This is a genomic window from Streptomyces sp. NPDC044063 (genome assembly GCF_056434285.1).
Genome location: NZ_JBWKFM010000026.1, coordinates 22058 through 35898, shown reverse-complemented (window position 1 = coordinate 35898; position 13841 = coordinate 22058). Strand labels below are relative to the sequence as shown.

13 protein-coding genes are annotated in these 13841 nt (G+C 72.1%); 11 read left to right on the top strand and 2 right to left on the bottom strand.

The features are described 5' to 3' along the window. Positions 1-133 precede the first annotated feature (133 nt). From AC07BS_RS27115 to AC07BS_RS27070, 10 genes are all read left to right on the top strand, one after another. Complete coding sequence (locus AC07BS_RS27115; RefSeq protein WP_478934770.1) at positions 134-1426, top strand: cytochrome P450; 1293 nt, start codon at positions 134-136, stop codon at positions 1424-1426. Further along, positions 1423-2556 carry an acyl-CoA dehydrogenase family protein gene (locus tag AC07BS_RS27110; RefSeq protein ID WP_478934769.1) on the top strand — a complete coding sequence of 378 codons (1134 nt, stop codon included), beginning with the start codon at positions 1423-1425 and terminating at the stop codon, positions 2554-2556. The genes AC07BS_RS27115 and AC07BS_RS27110 overlap by 4 nt, the downstream gene beginning before the upstream one ends. 4 nt (positions 2557-2560) lie before the next feature. Next, positions 2561-3757, top strand: coding sequence for a GNAT family N-acetyltransferase (locus AC07BS_RS27105; protein WP_478934768.1), 1197 nt, complete (start codon positions 2561-2563; stop codon positions 3755-3757). Positions 3758-3823: 66 nt separating this feature from the next. Next, positions 3824-4273 carry a type II toxin-antitoxin system RatA family toxin gene (locus tag AC07BS_RS27100; RefSeq protein ID WP_478650562.1) on the top strand — a complete coding sequence of 150 codons (450 nt, stop codon included), beginning with the start codon at positions 3824-3826 and terminating at the stop codon, positions 4271-4273. A 101-nt stretch (positions 4274-4374) separates the two neighbouring features. Beyond that, positions 4375-5634: an aspartate aminotransferase family protein gene (locus AC07BS_RS27095; protein ID WP_478934767.1), complete on the top strand. Its 1260-nt coding sequence runs from the start codon at positions 4375-4377 to the stop codon at positions 5632-5634. Positions 5635-5723: 89 nt separating this feature from the next. Further along, positions 5724-6017: an acyl carrier protein gene (locus tag AC07BS_RS27090; RefSeq protein ID WP_478650566.1), complete on the top strand. Its 294-nt coding sequence runs from the start codon at positions 5724-5726 to the stop codon at positions 6015-6017. After that, the gene (locus AC07BS_RS27085) at positions 6014-7276 is read left to right on the top strand and encodes a beta-ketoacyl-[acyl-carrier-protein] synthase family protein (RefSeq protein WP_478934766.1); all 1263 of its coding nucleotides are present in this window, start codon (positions 6014-6016) and stop codon (positions 7274-7276) included. The genes AC07BS_RS27090 and AC07BS_RS27085 overlap by 4 nt, the downstream gene beginning before the upstream one ends. A gap of 44 nt (positions 7277-7320) precedes the next feature. Then, entirely contained in the window at positions 7321-8406 is a 1086-nt protein-coding gene (locus tag AC07BS_RS27080) for an SDR family oxidoreductase (protein ID WP_478934765.1), read from the top strand. Positions 8407-8408: 2 nt separating this feature from the next. Then, positions 8409-8942 (top strand): NADPH-dependent FMN reductase, encoded by a 534-nt coding sequence (locus AC07BS_RS27075; RefSeq protein ID WP_478934764.1) that lies wholly within the window; start codon positions 8409-8411, stop codon positions 8940-8942. Continuing rightward, a complete protein-coding gene (locus AC07BS_RS27070) occupies positions 8930-10141 on the top strand; it encodes an NAD(P)/FAD-dependent oxidoreductase (protein WP_478934763.1) in 1212 nt (403 codons plus the stop codon). The genes AC07BS_RS27075 and AC07BS_RS27070 overlap by 13 nt, the downstream gene beginning before the upstream one ends. 56 nt (positions 10142-10197) lie before the next feature. On the opposite strand, the gene AC07BS_RS27065 is transcribed toward AC07BS_RS27070, so the two are convergent. Then, on the bottom strand, positions 10198-11049 hold the full coding sequence (locus tag AC07BS_RS27065; protein ID WP_478934762.1) for a PhzF family phenazine biosynthesis isomerase: 852 nt from the start codon (positions 11047-11049) through the stop codon (positions 10198-10200). A gap of 94 nt (positions 11050-11143) precedes the next feature. On the opposite strand from AC07BS_RS27065, the gene AC07BS_RS27060 reads away from it, so the two are divergent. Next, complete coding sequence (locus tag AC07BS_RS27060; RefSeq protein ID WP_478934761.1) at positions 11144-12034, top strand: LysR family transcriptional regulator; 891 nt, start codon at positions 11144-11146, stop codon at positions 12032-12034. A gap of 28 nt (positions 12035-12062) precedes the next feature. On the opposite strand, the gene AC07BS_RS27055 is transcribed toward AC07BS_RS27060, so the two are convergent. Further along, on the bottom strand, positions 12063-13424 hold the full coding sequence (locus AC07BS_RS27055; RefSeq protein ID WP_478934760.1) for a DEAD/DEAH box helicase: 1362 nt from the start codon (positions 13422-13424) through the stop codon (positions 12063-12065). Between the last annotated feature and the right edge of the window lie 417 nt (positions 13425-13841).

Genomic DNA, 13841 nt, shown 5'->3' with positions numbered 1-13841 from the left:
CGGATCCGGCGGTGACACGCTCATCGAGCCCGCCCCGCGGCCCCGCTGCCCCCACAGCGAGGGGCCCCCGGGGCGGGCCCTGCCACCGGCAGGGAACCGCACCACCGAACCGCAGATCACCGAGGTACTCGTCTTGGACTCCCTGACACCACAGGCCCTGCTCTTCTCGATGTTCACACCGGAAGGGCGGGAGAACCCCCACCCCGCGCTGGAAGCACTGCGCCAGAGCGTACCCGTCTACTACGACCCCGACCTGGACACCTTCTTCCTGACCACCTTCGCCGACTGCCAGGCCGTCCTCACCGACAGCTCCTACACCGCCCCCGACCTGAGCTGGTGCGAGGAGAACCTGCCGGACTGGCGCGAGCACCCGGCGGCCGACTTCTTCTACGCCTCGATGCTGCGGGCCAACGGCACCGACCACACCCGGCTGCGCCGGCTCGTCAGCGGAGGCTTCACCGCGCGCCGGGTCGCCGCGCTCGAATCCGCCATCGAGAAGATCACCGACGAGCTGCTCGACGGCCTCGAGGACGCCATGTCGGAGGGCGGCACCGCCAACTTCCAGGACCTCGTCGGCTATCCGCTGCCCGTGGCCGTGGTCGGCGAGCTGATCGGCGTGCCGGAGGCCGACCGGGACCGGTTCCGTACGCTCGGCAGCGACGCCAGCCGCCTGCTGGAGCCCGTACGCACCCCGGAGGACTGGGAGCGGGCCGACCGGGCCGTGGAACAGCTGCGCACGTACTTCCAGGACCTCATCGAGCGGCGCCGTCGCGAGCCCGCCGAGGACCTCACCACCACGCTCCTGCACGCCCAGGAGAGCGAGGGACGGCTGACGCCGCGCGAGCTCGTCGACACGCTGCTGCTGGTCTTCGTCGCGGGCTTCGAGACCACCACCGGCCTGCTGGGACTGGCCACCCACGCCCTGCTCACCCAGCCCGGTCAGTGGGACCTGGTCGCGGCGGACCCGCGACTGGTGCCCCAGGCCGTCGAGGAAGCCCTGCGCTGGGACACGCCCGTCCAGATGACCGAGCGCATCGCGGGCCGGGACGCCGTCATCGGCGGGGTGGAGGTGCCGCGAGGCGCCAACGTCACCACCGTGCTGACCGCCGCCAACCGCGATCCGGCACAGCACCCCGACCCCCACCGCTTCGACGTGACCCGCACCGGCAGCAAGGTGCTCAGCTTCAGCGCCGGCCCGCATTACTGCCTGGGCGCCGCCCTGGCCCGTATGGAGGCCGCGGTCGCCCTGCGCCGGCTGATCGAGCGCTTCCCCCGCCTCGCGCTCGGCGGAGACCCGGTGCGCCGGGAGTCCTTCAGCCTCCGCGTCTTCGAGGACCTGCCCGTCACCCATAACGCGCCCGTCACCCACGACGCTCCCGCCACCGGCGGCGCGACCACCACCGACCGCGAAAAGGCCACCGCATGAGCTTCCTGGACACCGAGCGCGAGGTGCTCGAACAACTGCTGCCCGGCCTCGACGCCACCCTCGCCGCCCACCCGCTGGCCGAACTGGAGCGGCCCGGCAGCCCCGCCATCGCGGCGTTCCGGGACGCCGGCGGAACCGCCCTGCTGGTCCCTGTGCAGAACACCGGCCTCGGCGCCAGCCCCCTGGAAGCCGTCCGGCTCCAGCGGGCCGTCGGCGCCCGCTGCCCCTCGCTGGCCGTCGCCACCACCATGCACCACTTCTCCGTGGCCAGCCTCGTCGAGACCGCCAAGCACGGATCCGGTTTCGAGTGGATGCTGCTGGAGGCCATCGTCGGCGACCGCCTGATCCTGGCGTCCGGCTTCGCCGAGGGCCGCACCGGCCAGTCCATCCTGCGCCCGGCCATCACCGCCGAGCGGCGCGGCGACCACATCCTGCTCAACGGCAGCAAGAAGCCGTGCAGCCTCGCCCACTCCATGGACCTGCTCACCGCCTCCGTGACCATGACCGACGAGGAGGGCGTCGAGCGTCTGGCGGTGGCCATCGTCCCCGCGAAGACCCACGGCGTGTCCGTACGGCCGTTCTGGCGAAGCTCCGTGCTGGCCGGTGCCGAGAGCGAGGAGGTGGTCCTCAACGACGTCGAGCTGGACCCGCAGATGGTCGTGCTCACCGACGTCACGGCCGGCTCCGCGCTGGACCCCCTGAACATCGCGGGCTTCCTGTGGTTCGAACTGCTGATGACGGCCGGCTACCTGGGCACCGCCAGTGCCCTGGTTGAGCGGGTGCTGCGGCACGGTGGCGGCTCGGCCGCCGACCGGGCCGGGCTCGTCACCGAGCTCGACGCCGCCATGCTGTCCGTGGAGGCCGTGGCCCGTGAGATGGACGACGGCTCCGAGTGGGGCGAGACGCTGCTGGCCAAGGCGCTGACCACCCGCTACGCAGCGCAGGACGCCATCGCCCGTGCCACACAGGGCGCCCTGGCCGCGCTCGGCGGCATGTCCTTCATCGGCTCCGACGAGGGCACCTACCTCGCCTCGGCGGCCACCGGCCTCACCTTCCACCCGCCGTCCCGGGGCCGGATGGCCGAGGCGCTGTGCGCGGCCCTGGACGGCCAGGCGCTGCGGGTCGGGTGACGACGTGAGCGCGGCAACCGGCCCCATCGCCGACGCGGCCGGCCCCACCGGCCCCACCAACACGACCGATACCACCGGCCTCACCGTCGACATCGTGACCGGCGTCGACGCCATCCCCCCGCACACGTGGGACGAACTGGCCCCGCCCCACGACCCCATGTGGGGCCGGCAGGTGTTCGCGGCGATGGAGCGCGGCGCCATCGGTCCGGACGCCTACGCGTACGCGGTGGTTCGCGAGGCGGGCCGCACGATCGCGATCCTGCCGCTGAGCGCGGTCCGCGGCCTGCGCCTGGACCGGGTCGTCGGCCCCCGGGAGCGCCGGATGCTGGCCCCCGTGGGCCGGTTGTTCCCCGGCCTGCTGCGCGTACCGATGCTGTTCTGCGGCAACTTCCTCGGCCAGGGCCACGTCCTGAGCCGGGAACCGCTGACGGCACCGGTCGCCCAGCTGCTGGTCCGCGCGGTCCTCGACCACGCGCGCCGCCACCGGCTCGGCACCGTCGTCTTCAAGGACTTCGCCCCCGGTGAGATGGCGGCCCTGCGGCCGGCCCTGGAGGAGGCGGACTTCTTCCTCGTACCGAGCATGCCCGACACCGAACTCCCCCTGGAGTACGCCACCTTCGACGACTACCTCGCCGCGCTCCCGGCCAAGCCCCGCCGCAACGCCCGCAACAAGCTGCGCAAGTTCCGTGCCCGGGACGATCTGCGGATCGAGGTGCTGTCCGACTTCGCCCACCTCGTCCCCGAGATGCTGGAGCTGTACCAGCAGGTGATGGACCGCGCCGACCAGACCCTCGACGTCCTCGACGAGTCCTTCCTCCACGCGCTGCGGCGGCCCGGCGGACCGGACCAGCGGCTCGTGGCCTGCTTCGAGGGCGACCGCCTCGTCGCCTACCTGCACTGTCTCTTCCGCGGCGAGGGCGCCATCGGGGCGCGCATCGGGCTCGACTACCGGTTGGCCCACGAGGCACGCCTCTACCACAACGTCCACTACGCGGCCATCGAGCTGGCCATCGCCCGCGGGTGCCGGCACATCCGCTTCGCCCAGACCGCCTACGAGCCCAAACGCGAGCTCGGCTGCCGACTGGTCGACCAGCACTACGCCCTCACCCATGTGAGCCCACTGCCCCGCGCGGTGCTGCGCCTGCTGCTCCCACGCGCGCTCAACGCGGCGCTCGTCCGGACGCTCGCGCCCCGGTCGTAAGCACACCGCCTCACCACGATCACACCTTCGATCCATCCTCCGCAGGAACACAGAAAGCAGGTCCTCATGCCCCGCGTCGAAGTAGAGCTGCCCATCGCCGCCCCGCCCGCCCAGAGCTGGGCCGCCGTCGTGGACGTCGAGAGCTACTCCGCGTGCATGGACAGCGTCCAGTCCGTCACGGTCGTCGAGCAGAGCGGTCCGCAGGAGCGGACGACCGCGTGGTCCGTCCACCTCAAGGGATCCGTCCTCGAATGGGTCGAGGCCGAGCGGATCGACGACGAGGCCCGCCGCTTCGACTTCCACCAGGTCAGCGGCGACCTCGCCCACTTCGTCGGCCACTGGGCCGTCCGCCCGGCCGATGGCGGCGGCAGCCTGGTCTCCCTGCACGTCGAGTTCGACATCGGCATCCCGCTGCTCGCCGAGATGCTCAACCCCGTCGCGGCCACCGCGCTGCGGGAGAACGCCGAGCAGATGCTCACGGCGCTGGAGCGCCGCCTGACCGGCACCGCCGCCTGACCGGTGGCCCGGCACCGCCGCCTGAACGGTGGCCCGGCACCCGGCCGGGCCACCGCCCTCCCCGCTCCTCACCCTTCGGTCCCTCTCCCAGGAGGTCGCACATGACCGGCTCGCCCCAGGCCGCCACCCCGCCCGCCGTGGTCTTCGACCAGTTGCGCAGGCATCAGTCCCCGAAGCTCGCGCTCACCGGCAAGTTCGCCGGCAAGGGCGCCGTGGAATCCGCCGCGTCGGGCTCACGGGTCACCCTCTCCGACGGCCGCTCCGTCCTGGACTTCGGCTCCTACGCCGTCGCCCTGCTGGGCCACCGCCACCCCGACGTCGTGGCCGCCGTCCAGCGGCAACTGGAGGTGATGCCCACCTCCACCCGGAGCCTGGCCAACCCCGTCACGGCCCAGGCCGCCGCCGTCCTCGCCGACTACCTCGGTGGCACCCTGCCCAAGGTCTACTTCGGGCTCAACGGCTCCGACGCCGTGGAGGTCTCGGTCAAGCTCGCCCGCCTCGCCTCCGGCCGCGACCGGGTACTGGCGGTGCGCGGCGCCTACCACGGCAAGACGCTCGGCGCGCTGGCGCTCACCCACAGCCCCCTGTTCCGCACCGGACTGCGCGGTTGCACCGTCGACGTCGTCCACATCGACCCCGGCGACCCCGACGCGGTCCGCAGGGAGTGTGCCCAGGCCCCGGTCGCCGCAGTGATCTTCGAGCCCGTCCAGGGCGAGAACGGTGCCCTGCCCCTCGACCCCGACGTGCTGCGGAAGTGGACGCTGGACGCCCACGCGCACGGCGCCTTCGTCATCGCCGACGAGATCCAGTGCGGGTTGCGGCGCTGCGGCGAACGCTCGGTCGCCCTCGCCGAACGGATCCCCGTCGACGCCGTGCTCGTCGGCAAACCGCTCGGCGGTGGCATCGTGCCGCTGTCCGCCGTGGTCTGCTCGGACCTGCTCTACGCGCCCCTGGCCGCCGACCCGTTCCTGCACTCGGCGACGTTCGGGGGACACCCGCTCAGCTGCGCCGTGCTGCCGGCCGCCCTGGCGGCGGTGGAGGACCTGGCCGACCACGGCCGCATGCTGTCCGATCGACTGACCGCGGGACTGGAGGCCCTCCAGGAGCGTCACCCGGCGGTGATGAGCGGATTCCGCGGCCGGGGTCTGCTGCGGGGCATCGATTTCACCGCGCCTCAGGCCGCGGGTGAGGTCGTCGTCGGCCTGGCCAACGCCGGCCTGCTCGTATCGCCTTGTCTGAGCCGCCCCACGACCGTACGGCTGCTGCCTCCGCTCACGACCACGGTCGAGGAGCTCGACGAGGCCCTGGGGATTCTCGATGCCGCGCTGGAGGGCGCGGCCCGCGCCCTGGCCACCCACTGACCGGCCACGCCCACCACGCTCGCCGGCGGCCCCACCACGCTCGGCAGAGCTCGTTCCACCTTGCCCGACCCTGTTCCAGGAGTACCGACATGACCGACACCGCAACGCAGCAGGCCCCCGCCACCGGCCCGGCCGTCACCGCCGATGAACTGGCCGACGCCGTCCGGGCGACCATCGCCGACGTCCTGGGCACCACACCCGACGCCATCACCGACAGCACCGACCTCGAAGCCGACTACGGCATCGACAGCCTGGAGCTGATGGCCATCGGTGCCCAGCTCGAACGCGCCCTCGGCATGCAGATCGCCCCCGAGGACCTGGTGCGGGCCGACAACGTCGGCCACGCCATAGCCCTCCTGACGGAACGGCAGGCCGACCGGTGACCTCGCCCCAGCTTTCCCCAAATTGCGCCCCCGCCGGGCGCCCTCGGGTCGTCGTCACCGGCATCGGCATCAAGAGCCCCGCCGGCACGACCCTCGACGAGGTCATGACCACCGTCATGTCGGCCAAGTCCACCGCGGCCCTCGTCGACGACCTGGCCGAGCAGGACGCCCCGGTGCGTTTCGCCTGCCGGGTCCCGGACTTCGACATGGAGCCCTACATCACCCATCGCGAACTGCGACAGATCGACCGGCCCACCGCACTGGCCCTGTGCGCCGCCGTCGACGCCGTCCAGGACGCGGCGCTGCCCCCGCTGCCGCCGGACCGCGTCGGCGTCCACCTCGGCACCGGCATCAGCGGACTGCCCACCATGGAGGCGACCGTCCTGAACCACGGCGCCGACCCCATGGGTATGCCCGTGCACACCGTCCCCCGCACCATGGCCAATTCGGCGGCCGGCCGCATCGCCATGCGTTACGGCTTCCAGGGCTCGTGCCTCACCTACACCACGGCGTGCGCGAGCGGCACCAACGCCATCGGCGAGGCCGCCCGCAGGATCCAGTACGGCGAACTCGACGCGGTCGTCACCGGCGGCTTCGACTCGGCGATCACCACCATCATGCTCAGCGGCTTCGCCCGGATGCGGGCCCTGTCCCCGCGCAACGACGCCCCTGACCAGGCCAGTCGCCCCTTCGACGCGGACCGTGACGGCTTCGTCATGGGGGAGGGGGCCGCCGTGCTGGTCCTGGAGCGGCGCGATGCCGCACTCGCCCGTGGTGCGCGGATCTATGGAGAGGTCGCGGGCTATGCGACGAACTCCGACGCCTTCCACATCGTGGCCCCGCAGCCGGACGGTGCCGCGGCCGCCGCCTGTATGGCCCGTGCGATCGCCGATGCCGGGCTGAGCCCGGGGGACATCGGGCACATCAACGCGCACGGTACGTCCACCCAGCTCAACGACAAGGCCGAGGCCACCGCCATCGACCGCTGCTTCGAGGGCCAGGCGCCGCCCGTGACCTCGATCAAGGGCGTCACCGGCCATCTCATCGGTGGCTCCGGAGCGCTCGAGGCCGCGGTCGCCCTCGTCTGCGCGCAGCGTCGTACGGTCCCGCCCGTCGCCAACCTCACCACCTGCTCCGAGTCCGACCGCATCGACGTGGTGGCCGGCACGCCCCGCAGTGTGTCCCTGGCTCCGGTCCTCTCCAACTCCTTCGGTTTCGGCGGGCAGAACGCCTGCCTTGTGCTGACCCCCGGGCACTGACCCATCCGCACCCTGTTCCCCACAGGAAGACAGGAAGATCCGTCATGCGCATCCTTCTCACCGGGGCGACCGGCGTCGTCGGCACGGAAGTAGCCGACCGCCTGCGCACCGCCGCATCCTTGGACACCGCCGCACCCCTGGGCACCGGCCCCCTGGGCATCGATCTCGTCCGCACCGCACGCCGTAACGCCCACGCGCCCCTGGTCCGCTGGGACATCGGCAGCGAACCGGCACCGGCGGAGCTGGCCGGTCACTGGGACGTCATCGTGCACACCGCCGCCTCGACCCGCTGGACGATGACCCGCGACGAGGCCACCGACGCCAACATCCGTACCCTGCGCGCCGTCCTGGCCCTGGCCGGCCCCGAAACCCATGTCGTCCACGTCTCCACCGCCTATGTCGGAGGAGTACGCAATCCCGAGGACCTGCGGGGCGCCGAGTTCGAGGGCTACCGCAACGGCTACGAGTGGTCCAAGGCGGTCTGTGAGCAGATCGTCGCCACCGAGCACGCCGGCCCCACCACCGTGATCCGCCCGCCGCTGGTCATGGGCAGCCGTGCCGACGGCCGTATCTCCCGTTTCTCCGGCCCTTACACCCTCTTCCCGGCCCTGGTCTCCGGTCTCGCCGCGGTGGTCGTCGGCGACCCGGACGGTTACGCCGAGATCAGCCCGCTCGACGAGGTCGCCGACGCGATCGCGCAGGCCGCCCTGGGCCCCGCCCCGGACCCGGCCGCGCCGCGCACCGAGGTCATCGCCGCGGGTGGGGCCAGCCTGCGTCTGAGCACCCTTGTCGAGATCACTTGCGAGACGATCAACACGTTCCGGGCGTCTCACGGTGTCGATCCGATCGCCATACCGCCGATGGTTCCCACCGACAGCTGGAATCGTTTCTTCCTGCCTCTGTCACGGCAGTGGCTCTCGCCGATGCAGCAGCAGGCCGTCAACCTGCTCGCGATGTTCCAGAGCTACACCAGCATGGCCGAGCCCTTCGAGCCGACCCGTCCCGTACGTGACCCGGGCGAGGTGATGGCCGCGTCCGTACGCCACTGGGCCCACAGCAAGCCCCGGCAGGCCCTGGCCACGCCCAGCCCCTGGACGCTTGTCGCGGCCCAGGGCCGGAAGGAGCCCTGACCGTGCGCGTGCTGTTGATCAGCGGCAGCCCCAGTCCCCGGTCCGCCACCGGCACCCTGGCGGGGGTCGCCGGCGGCGCGCTGGGCGAACTCGGCGCCACCGTCGACTCCGTGGACCTCGCCGAGTGCTCCGACCTCGGGGCTCTGTACCGCGTGGCGGCGCACGCCGACGCCATCGTGCTGGCGAGCCCCGTCCATCACGCCGGGTACTCCGGTCTGCTCAAGACCGCGCTGGACACGCTGCCGGGTGATGCCTTCACGGACAAGGCTGTCGGGCTCCTGGCCCACGGCAGCGGCCCGCGCACCGGGAACGTCGTCTGTGAGCAGCTGCGCACGGTCGCGAAGGCACTGGGCGGTTGGGTGGTGCCCACACAGGTCGCCGCGTGTGCCGACGACTTCACCCTGGTGGGCGGCGTGAAGGCTCCTCTGGGCCCGTTGCTGGAGCGGTGTCGCACGATGGCGGGTGAGCTGCACCGTTGCGCGACGATGCTCGGCCGGCCGGGGACGGATGAAGGGCGGGCGTCGTGTACGACGTGATCGTGGTGGGAGCACGCTGCGCGGGAGCGCCGGCGGCCATGCTCCTGGCCCGTGCCGGGTACAGCGTCCTGCTCCTGGAGAAGGCGCGTTTCCCCAAGGACAAGCTCTCCTCGCACTACCTCCATCAACCGGCGGTCGCGATGCTCGACCGGTGGGGGCTGCTGGAGAGGCTACGGGCCACTGGCTGCCCGCCGATCGACCGGGTCGGCTACGAGGCCGCCGGTGTCCGGCTGGAGGCTTCCTTCCTGCCGGCCGACGGTCACAGCACGACGTACGCGCCCCGGCGTTTCGTGCTCGACCCGATCCTGGCCGACGCCGCGGTCGAGGCCGGCGCGGAGTTCCGCGAGGGGTGCACGGTCACCGGCCTGCTCCAGGAGGACGGCAGGGTGGTCGGTGTGCGCTGCAGGACAGCCGGCGGGGGTGAGACCACCGAGCGGGCGCACCTGGTGATCGGCGCGGACGGTATGCGCTCGTCGGTCGCGCGATTCGTCGGCGCTCCGATGATCGCCGAGGACGCGCCGATGACCTGTACGTACTACAGCTACTGGGAGGACCTCCCCACGCGGGAGGGCCTTCCCCGGCACTGGGAACTGTACGAACGCGCGGGCCGGTCGGTGGGTGTGGTGCCGACCCACGACGGGCGGACGCTGGTGATGGCGTACTTTCCCCAGTCGGAGTTCCGGCAGGTGCGCGCCGACGCCCGATCCGCGTATCTGGAGGCGCTCGCCACCACGGCCCCGGGGCTGGCCGACCGTCTGTCCGCCGCCCGCCAGGCCGAGCGGCTCTACGGTACGGGCGAACAGCTGAATTTCATGCGGAGGGCGTCGGGCCCCGGCTGGGCCCTGATCGGCGACGCGGCCCACAGCAAGGACTCGATCGCGGCCCGGGGCATCACGGATGCGTTTCTGCAGGTGCGGATGCTCACCGACGAGATCGGTGAGGACCTGCACGACCCGGTGGCGCTGGAGGCGGCCTGTGCGCGTTACGCACGGGGCCTGGAGGAGGGGTTCATGGACTTCTACCGCGGCACCCTGGACGTGGCGGCGCTGGCGGGTCCGGAGGACAGGAAGCCTTTCCTGCGGGCCTTGTCGACCAACCAGACGCTGGTCGACCGCTACTTCGCCCTGATGCCGGGGCTGTGCACGATGGACGAGTTCTACAACAGCGAGGAACTACGACAAACACTCGCCCGAGCCTGACGAGAGGCCCGGACGGCAGGGGCCTTCACCGTGCCGTCCGGGTCGGTTGGGCTTTGCTACTGGGGTATGGGGGTCGCTTGGCCGGTGACATGTACGCGGGCCTCGGCGGGGTCGATGTCGACGGTGAGGTCGCTGGGGCGGCCCATGTCCTCGCCCTGGCGGATACGGATGGTCGTGGGCCGGTGGATGTGGCCGGTGGCGCGTAGGTATCCGCCGAGGGCGGCGGCGGCCGCCCCGGTGGCGGGGTCCTCCACGACGCCCCCTACCGGGAAGGGGTCGCGGGCATGGAAGAGCTGCTCGTTCTCCCGGTGGATCAGCTGGACGGTGGTCCAGCCCCGGGTTCGCATGATGTCGGCCAGGGCGTCGAAGTCGTAGGAGAGATCGGCCAGTCGCGCGCGGGAGGTCACGGCCACGACGAGGTGCTGGTTGCCGCCGTAGGCGACGTGTGGTGGCAGCGCCGGGTCGAGGTCCGTACGGGCCCAGCCCAGGGCGGCGAGTGTCGCGTCCAGCTCGGCGTCCCCGGCCGGCAGGGAGCGGGTGGGTGCGCTGGTGAGGGTGGCCCGGACCGCGCCCTGCCCGTCGGTGGTCGTCGCCACCGGGATCTCGCCCACCTCGGTGTCGAATGTGAGCTCACCGGGGCCGAGGCGTTCGGCGAGGGCCACGGCGGTGGCGATGGTGGCGTGGCCGCAGAACGCGACTTCGGCCAGGGGGCTGAAGAACCGGAGCCGGAAGCGCCGTGCCGTCGGGTCGGATTCGGTGATGAAGGCGGTTTCGGAGTAGCCCACGCGGGCGGCGGTCTCCAGCATCGCGGTGTCGTCGAGGTGGGCGGCGTCGAGGACGACGCCCGCGGGGTTGCCGCCGGCGGGGTCGGTGGTGAAGGCGGCGTAGCGCAGAACTTCGGTGGTCATGTCCTGACTCTCCCTCACCCATGGGATCGGGACAAGCGATGGATTCCGATGCAATCCATCTAATAAACCGATGGCACCTTCTATGCTGTGCCGTGTGGACACCCGACTCCTGCGTACCTTCACCACTGTCGTCAGAACCCGGAGCTTCACCGCGACGGCCGCCGAGCTGCACCTTGCCCAGTCGACGGTCACCGCCCAGATCCAGGCGCTGGAGAAGGAGCTGGACACCCGGCTCTTCGACCGGCTGCCGCGGGGTGTGGCGGTCACCGAGGCCGGCAGGCGTCTGCTGGGCGAGGCGGAGAGCGTGCTGGACGCGGAGTCACGGCTGCGCGCGGCGGCCGCCGCCGGCGGGCCGCCTGCCGGCCGGGTGGTGATCGGAGCCGGTGAGACGCTGTGCTCGGCCCGGCTGCCCGGTGTCATCGCGGCTCTGCGCCGGCTCCACCCCGGCCTTGAGGTCGATCTGTCGCCTGCGGGAACCGCGGAGGCTCTTGAGGGCCTCCGCGCAGGTCGTCTGGACGTGGCACTGCTGCTGGAAGACGGCGTCGACGCTCCCGACATCGACGTCGAACACCTCGCGGACGAACCGCTGGTCCTCCTGTGCCCTCCCGAGCACCCTTTCGTTGGGCGGGAGGAGCCGGTCACTTGGGAGGAGCTCGCGGGGGAGGCGTTCTTCCTCCACGAACAGGGCTGCTCCTACAGCGACCGGCTCGCCGACCGCCTGCTGGCGGTTCCGGGCTCCCGGACGCGGCTGACGCGCTTCGGCAGTATCGAGGCGGCTCGCTCGTGCGTGGCGGCCGGGCTCGGCCTGACCGTACTGCCCCGCGCCACTGTCGAGGACGCGCTGCGTGCCGGCCGGCTGGGTGTGGTGCCGGGCCCGGCGATCCCCGACGTCCCTGTCCAGTTGGCGCGGCACCGTCGGCGCTGGGTCTCGCCCGGAGTACGGGCGGTGACCGACGAGCTCAGGCGGCAGCTGGCGGCCGGGTGAGAGCGGGTGTGCGGGCTGTCGCCCCGTCTCAGTTGCCGCGGCGTACTCGTGCCGCCTTGCGGGCTTCGGCGAGCTTGCGGGCCTCGTTGGCCTTGCGGGACTTGCCGCCGGTGTGGCGGGTGGTGTCCTTGCTGGTGCCCAGGCCGCGGAAGGGGGTGTTGGTGTTCTTGGCGCGGGGTGCGGCGGGAGCACCGTCGAGCGGGGTACCGGAAGGGGCCTTGGCCCCGGTGATCCGGCTCAGCTCCGCCTCGCCCGAGCGGACCTTGGTGATGGTCGGCCGGATGCCGGCATCCGTCATCAGCTGGCTGGTCTCGCGGCGCTGACCCGGGAGGACGAGGGTGACGGCGGTGCCGGTCCTACCGGCGCGGGCGGTGCGGCCGACGCGGTGGAGGTAGTCCTTGGGGTCGGTGGGTGAGTCGACGTTGACGACGAGGTCGAGGTCGTCGATGTGCAGGCCGCGGGCGGCGACGTTGGTCGCTACCAGGGCGGTGATCTGGCCGTTCTTGAACTGGGCGAGGGTCCGGGTGCGCTGGGGCTGGGATTTGCCGCTGTGCAGGGCCGCGGCGTGTACTCCGTTGGCGCGCAGGTGCCGGGTGAGCTGGTCGGCGGCGTGCTTGGTGTCCAGGAACAGCAGGACGCGGCCGTCGCGGGCGGCGATCTCCGTGATGACGGCGTACCGGTCGGGGCCGTGGACGACCAGGACGTGGTGGTCCATCGTGGTGACGGCGCCCGCGGAGGGGTCGGCGGAGTGGACGACGGGGTCGTTCAGGTAGCGGCTGACCAGGTGGTCGACGCCGTGATCCAAGGTGGCGGAGAACAGCATGCGCTGGCCGTCGGGGCTCACCTGGTCGAGTGCCTCGGTGACCTGCGGCAGGAAGCCCATGTCGCACATCTGGTCGGCCTCGTCGAGGACGGTGATCTTGATCCGGTCCAGACGGCAGGCCTTGCGCTCGATGAGGTCGTGCAGACGGCCGGGGGTGGCGACGAGAACCTCGGCCCCCTCGCGCAGCGCGGCGATCTGCCGGCTGATCGAGATGCCGCCGACGACCGTGGCCATCCGCAGCCGCAGCGCACCGGCGTACGGCGCGAGCGCCTCGGTGACCTGCTGGGCCAGCTCCCGGGTGGGCACCAGCACCAGGGCCAGGGGCTGCTTGGGCTGCGCGCGCCGCCCGGCCGTCCGTGCGAGCAGCGGCAGGCCGAAGGCGAGCGTCTTGCCCGATCCGGTGCGCCCACGCCCCAGGACGTCGCGTCCGGCGAGGGCGTCGGGCAGAGTGGCCGCCTGGATGGGGAAGGGCTCGCGCAGCCCACGCTCACCGAGCGTGCGCAGCAGCGCGGCCGGCAGCCCCAGCTCGGCGAAGGAGGCCACGGGCGCGGTGCCGGGGTGGTTCATGAGGAGCCTTCCGTATAGGGAACGTACCGAGGAAGGCCCGGCAGGAACGAGCGGCCGACCAACAAGGTGAGCGAGGGCGACCGGGCGGACGGAAAACACCCACTGCCGCAGTCGCGCAAACATTCGATATTAACACGTGACGACGCTCCCGCCCCCGCGCTTCCGGGTGCGCGATGCGTCGGCCCGGGTACCGGCCAGGGTTCGACACCGGCTCGACGGGACCCCGGCCCCGGCATCGTGAGCGGCGGATGCCGGCCGGCATCCGCCGTACGAAGGGGCCGACCCGTGACGGGTTCCGCTGTGCCGCCACCCTCGCACCGCCCCACGCACGGCTCCACGTCGGCCTGCGGGGGAACCACGCGGCAATGGCCGACGCTGTCGGGGGCTGCCGCGCGGTGAGAGCGATACCGGGAAGAG

What these genes read in the sequence shown, in the direction of transcription:
- AC07BS_RS27110 (WP_478934769.1), top strand. Translation starts at nt 1,423, where the DNA reads ATGAGCTTCCTGGACACCGAGCGCGAGGTGCTCGAACAACTGCTGCCC.
- AC07BS_RS27055 (WP_478934760.1), bottom strand. Translation starts at nt 13,424, where the DNA reads ATGAACCACCCCGGCACCGCGCCCGTGGCCTCCTTCGCCGAGCTGGGG.
- AC07BS_RS27095 (WP_478934767.1), top strand. Translation starts at nt 4,375, where the DNA reads ATGACCGGCTCGCCCCAGGCCGCCACCCCGCCCGCCGTGGTCTTCGAC.
- AC07BS_RS27065 (WP_478934762.1), bottom strand. Translation starts at nt 11,049, where the DNA reads ATGACCACCGAAGTTCTGCGCTACGCCGCCTTCACCACCGACCCCGCC.
- AC07BS_RS27080 (WP_478934765.1), top strand. Translation starts at nt 7,321, where the DNA reads ATGCGCATCCTTCTCACCGGGGCGACCGGCGTCGTCGGCACGGAAGTA.
- AC07BS_RS27100 (WP_478650562.1), top strand. Translation starts at nt 3,824, where the DNA reads ATGCCCCGCGTCGAAGTAGAGCTGCCCATCGCCGCCCCGCCCGCCCAG.
- AC07BS_RS27090 (WP_478650566.1), top strand. Translation starts at nt 5,724, where the DNA reads ATGACCGACACCGCAACGCAGCAGGCCCCCGCCACCGGCCCGGCCGTC.